4 protein-coding genes and 1 pseudogene are annotated in these 4,740 nt (G+C 65.9%); all 5 read left to right on the top strand.

Translation table 11 applies throughout. The features are described from left to right. A pseudogene (mutL, locus tag BIS11_RS11035) lies at nucleotides 1-836 on the top strand (DNA mismatch repair protein MutL); the annotation flags it as partial. A 29-nt stretch (nucleotides 837-865) separates the two neighbouring features. Beyond that, nucleotides 866-1,804 (top strand): tRNA (adenosine(37)-N6)-dimethylallyltransferase MiaA, encoded by a 939-nt coding sequence (gene miaA, locus BIS11_RS11030; RefSeq protein WP_253422626.1) that lies wholly within the window; start codon nucleotides 866-868, stop codon nucleotides 1,802-1,804. A gap of 142 nt (nucleotides 1,805-1,946) precedes the next feature. Next, complete coding sequence (gene hfq, locus BIS11_RS11025) at nucleotides 1,947-2,195, top strand: RNA chaperone Hfq (protein WP_227390337.1); 249 nt, start codon at nucleotides 1,947-1,949, stop codon at nucleotides 2,193-2,195. Nucleotides 2,196-2,230: 35 nt separating this feature from the next. After that, nucleotides 2,231-3,541, top strand: a complete 1,311-nt coding sequence (gene hflX, locus BIS11_RS11020) for a ribosome rescue GTPase HflX (RefSeq protein WP_253422624.1) — start codon at nucleotides 2,231-2,233, stop codon at nucleotides 3,539-3,541. A 123-nt stretch (nucleotides 3,542-3,664) separates the two neighbouring features. Further along, nucleotides 3,665-4,740: FtsH protease activity modulator HflK (gene hflK / locus BIS11_RS11015; RefSeq protein ID WP_253586049.1), on the top strand; the 1,076-nt coding region annotated here is incomplete at its 3' end.

Below are 4,740 nucleotides of genomic sequence, written 5' to 3'. Positions count from 1 at the left end.
CCTCAGCCGAAAGCGGTGAAAGCGCCGAACCGCCGACCGCCACGCCTTCGGCGCCGGCACCGCGCTGGCAGCAGCAGGGCATGGCGCTGGGCGAAGGGGCGGGCGCCCAGCGCCACCCCGGCGCCGAGCGGGTGCGCCGCTTCATGCAGGGCTACCAGGCGCTGCACCCGGACCACGAGGCGACGCTTCTGACACCCCGGCCTCAAGGTGACGAGGCGCCGGTCGCGCTGCCCGAGGCGGACCCGACCAGCGCGCCGCCGCTCGGCTTCGCGCTCGGCCAACTGCACGGCATCTACATTCTGGCCCAGAACGCCCAGGGACTGGTGCTCGTCGACATGCACGCCGCCCACGAGCGGATCGTCTACGAGCGGATGAAGACTCAGCTCGCGATGCAGGGGGTGGACACCCAGCCGCTGCTGGTGCCGGTGTCGCTGGCCGCCAGCGCCCAGGAGGTAGCCACCGTCGAGAGCGAGCAGGACGCCATCGCGCGCCTCGGCGTCGAGCTCGACGTGGCCGGCCCCGAGACGCTATTGGTGCGCAGCCTGCCGGCACTTCTGGCCGGCGCCGACCCCGAAGGGCTTGTGCGCGAGATGCTCGAGGAGCTGGCGAGCTTCGGGCGCACCCACCAGGTGGAGGCGCGGCTGCACGCGCTGCTCTCCACCATGGCCTGCCAAGGCAGCGTGCGCGCCAATCGGCGCCTGACGCTCGACGAGATGAATGCGCTGCTGCGCGACATGGAGCGTACCGAGCGCAGCGACCAGTGCAATCACGGGCGGCCCACCTGGACCCAGATGAGCATGAAGGCGCTCGACAAGCTTTTCCTGCGCGGCCAGTAGCGGCGCACAACGAACGGAGTTGCCACGCGATGGCCGATACACGCCCTTTGGCGATCTTCCTGATGGGGCCGACCGCCGCCGGCAAGACCGATACCGCGATCGCGCTGCACGAGCGGCTGGGCTGCGAGCTGATCAGCGTCGATTCCGCCATGGTCTACCGCGGCATGGACATCGGCAGCGCCAAGCCGAGTGCCTGCGAGCTTGCCCGCGCGCCGCACCGGCTGATCGATGTCAGGGACCCGGCGGAGCCCTACTCGGCGGGAGATTTTCGCGTCGATGCGCTCACCGAGATGCGGCAAATCAGCGCGGCGGGCAAGATCCCGCTGCTGGTGGGCGGCACCATGCTCTACTACAAGCGCCTGCTCGACGGGGTGGCGGATCTGCCCGCCGCCGACGAGTCGGTGCGTGCCGAGCTCGCCCGGGAGCGCGAGGCTCAGGGGCTCGACGGGCTGCACGCCGAGCTCGCCCGCGTCGACCCGGTCTCTGCCCGTCGCATCCATCCCAACGACCCCCAGCGGCTCTTGCGCGCCCTCGAGGTCTACCGGGTCAGCGGCCGGCCGATGAGCGAGCTCTGGGCCGAGCAGCGCCCGGAAACCTTTCCCTATCGCGTGGTGTCGATAGGGCTCGCCCCGCTTGAGCGGCGCGTGCTGCACGAGCGTATCGCGCAGCGTTTCGAGAAGATGGTGTCCCAGGGCTTGATAGACGAGGTGGCCGCCCTCAGAAAGAGAGGCGATCTCGACCGCTCGCTTCCGTCGATGAAGAGCGTGGGCTACCGCCAGGCGTGGGAGCATCTCGACGGCGAGTATGATCGCGCCGCGATGATCGAGCGGGGCATCATCGCCACTCGCCAGCTCGCCAAACGTCAGCTAACGTGGTTAAGAAGCTGGGCGGGACTTGCGTGGGTCGATGCAAGCCAGCCCGAGCTTGCGGATAAGGTGCTGAAAATCGTGCGCGAAAGCGGTGCTTAGCGTAAGATGGTCTTTTCGCAAGCACGGATTTTTCGAGCGGCCAGACAGTTTCGTCACTCAGGCCTTTCGGGCAACAAGATTGCGGCAGCGCCCCGGCGCGCCATTGATAACCAACCCCCAACGACAGTTTAGGGAGAGCAGCATGTCCAAAGGGCAGTCCCTTCAAGACCCGTACCTGAATATCCTGCGCAAGGAGCGCATTCCGGTATCCATTTTCCTGGTCAACGGCATCAAGCTGCAGGGACAGATCGAGTCCTTCGATCAATTCGTCATCCTGCTGCGCAACACCGTGAGCCAGATGGTCTACAAACACGCTATCTCCACGGTAGTGCCCTCACGCAACGTGCGCCTGCCGGCTCAAGACCCGGCCGCCGCGGATGCTGATGTCTGAGGTCCGTGGTCAGCTCGAGATACAAGAGGTATTGATTGTTTTTTGAACGCCCAGATGCCGGTGAAACGGCCGTACTTGTTCACGTGGACTTCTTCGATGAGCAGGCGCGAGAAGACCCGGGTGAGTTCTTGGAGCTCGTGCGCTCTGCCGGTGCAGAGCCCGCGACACTGCTCACGGCAAGTCGTCAGCGCCCCGATCCGCGTACCTTCATCGGGTCGGGGAAGCTCGACGAGCTGAGAGCGCTGCTTGGCGCCCATCAGGCCGAACTCGTGATCTTCAACCATGGATTGGGTCCCTCCCAGGAGCGCAACCTCGAGCGCGAGCTCAAGTGTCGCGTTCTCGATCGTACGGGCCTGATCCTGGATATCTTCGCCCAACGGGCCAGAACCCATGAGGGCAAGCTGCAGGTCGAGCTTGCCCAGCTCGAATACATGTCCACGCGCCTGGTGCGCGGGTGGACTCACCTCGAGCGCCAGAAGGGCGGCATCGGCCTGCGCGGGCCGGGCGAGACCCAGCTCGAGACCGACCGCCGCCTGCTGCGCGGTCGGATCAAGGCGATCCACAAGCGCCTGGACAAGGTGCGCAGCCAGCGCGAGCAGAATCGCCGCGCCCGCTCGCGCGCGGAAATCCAGAGCGTATCGCTGGTCGGCTATACCAACGCCGGCAAGTCAACGCTTTTCAACGTACTCACCGATGCTAAGGTGTACGCCGCCGATCAGCTGTTCGCCACTCTCGACCCGACCCTGCGCCGGCTCGAGATCGACGACGTCGGGCCGATCGTGATGGCCGATACCGTCGGCTTCATTCGCCACCTGCCGCACAAGCTGGTGGAGGCGTTCCAGGCGACGCTTCAGGAGGCCGCGGAGGCGTCGCTTCTGATCCACGTGATCGACGCCGCCGACCCGGACCGCGAGCTCAACGTGCAGCAGGTCGACAGCGTGCTCAAGGAGATCGGTGCCGACGGCGTACCGGTACTCAAGGTGATGAACAAGATCGACCGACTCGACAGCGCCCCGCGCATCGAGCGCGATGGCCAGGGCCGCCCGGAGGTGGTCTGGCTCTCGGCGCGCGAGGGGCAGGGGCTCGATCTTCTTCACCAGGCGCTGTCCGAACGGCTCGCCGACGACGTCATCGGTTTTTCGCTGACGCTCGCGCCGGAGCAGGGTAAGCTCAGGGCGGGCCTTCACGCGCTGAATGCCGTGCGAGAAGAGCGGTTCGACGAGCAGGGGCGCTCGGTGCTCGACGTTCGCCTGCCGCGGCGCGATTTCAATCAGCTGATGGCCCAGCTCGGCGAGCGCGCCGACACCTACTTGCCCAAGGCGCTGCAAGAGCCCGACGAGTGGTAGGGGGCGCGGCGAGTCGGCCACGCTCAGAGCGCCGGTGCGCACCTAGAGCAACAATATTATAAGCATGGCGGCCTCGCTGAACGCGGGGCCGCGTGCAGGTTAACACCTTAGTGGAGACGAAGTATGGCCTGGAATGAGCCTGGTGGTGGCAACCAGCACGACCCATGGAGCAGTGGTGGCCGACGCGGCAGCAGCGGCGACCGTGGCAGCGACGATCGTGGCAACACGGGCGGCGGGGGTAACAACGGGGGAAACAACGGCGGCAACAATCAGGGGCCACCGGATCTGGACGAGGCGCTGAAGAAGTTCCAGCAGAAGCTCAACGGCATGCTGGGTGGCAGCGGCAAGCGCAGCGGTAACGGGAGCGGTGGCAACGGCGGTTGCGGCAAGCCGCGCAACGCCCCGGCGCTTCCCGCGCCGGGGCTGATCGTCGCGCTGGCCATCTGGGCGGCGATGGGCTTCTACCTGGTGGATCAGTCCGAGCGCGGTGTCGTGCTGCGTTTCGGCGAGTACCAAGGCATCGTCGAGCCGGGTCTTCAGTGGAATCCGCCCTTGATCGACGACGTGCGCATGGTCAACGTGACCCGCGTGCGCTCGGTTTCCCAGACCCAGTCGATGCTGACCCGCGACGAGAACATCGTCGAAGTCGAGATCTCGGCTCAGTACCAGGTTTCCAATCCTAAGGACTTCGTGCTCAACGTACGCAACCCGGCGCTCTCCATCGAGAACGCGCTGGATTCGTCGCTGCGTCACGTGGTCGGCGGTACCGACATGATCGATATCCTGACCTCGGGCCGCGAGATTCTCGGCAGCTCCGTGGCCAGCCGCCTGCAGAGCTATCTCGATGCCTACGGTGCCGGCATTCGTCTGCAGACCATCAACATCGAATCCACCTCGGCGCCGGCGCCAGTGATCGATGCCTTCGACGATGTGATCCGAGCCCGCGAGGATCGTCAGCGCACCATCAACGAAGGTATGGCTTACGCCAATGCCATCATTCCGGCGGCGCAGGGCCAGGCGCAGCGTATCGTCGAGCAGGGCCAGGGTTATCGCGAATCCGTGGTGGCCGAGGCCCAAGGTCAGGCCAACCGCTTCAACGCGCTGGTCGGCGAGTACCGCAACTCCCCCGAGATTATGCGTGAGCGTATGTATCTGGATGCAATCGAAGAGGTCTTCGGCAGCACGCCCAAGGTCCTGCT

Source organism: Halomonas sp. 707D4, from assembly GCF_024158685.1.
GTDB lineage: Bacteria > Pseudomonadota > Gammaproteobacteria > Pseudomonadales > Halomonadaceae > Vreelandella.
Note: the sequence above shows the minus strand (reverse complement) of the source record. Positions and strands in the feature narration are given on the sequence as shown.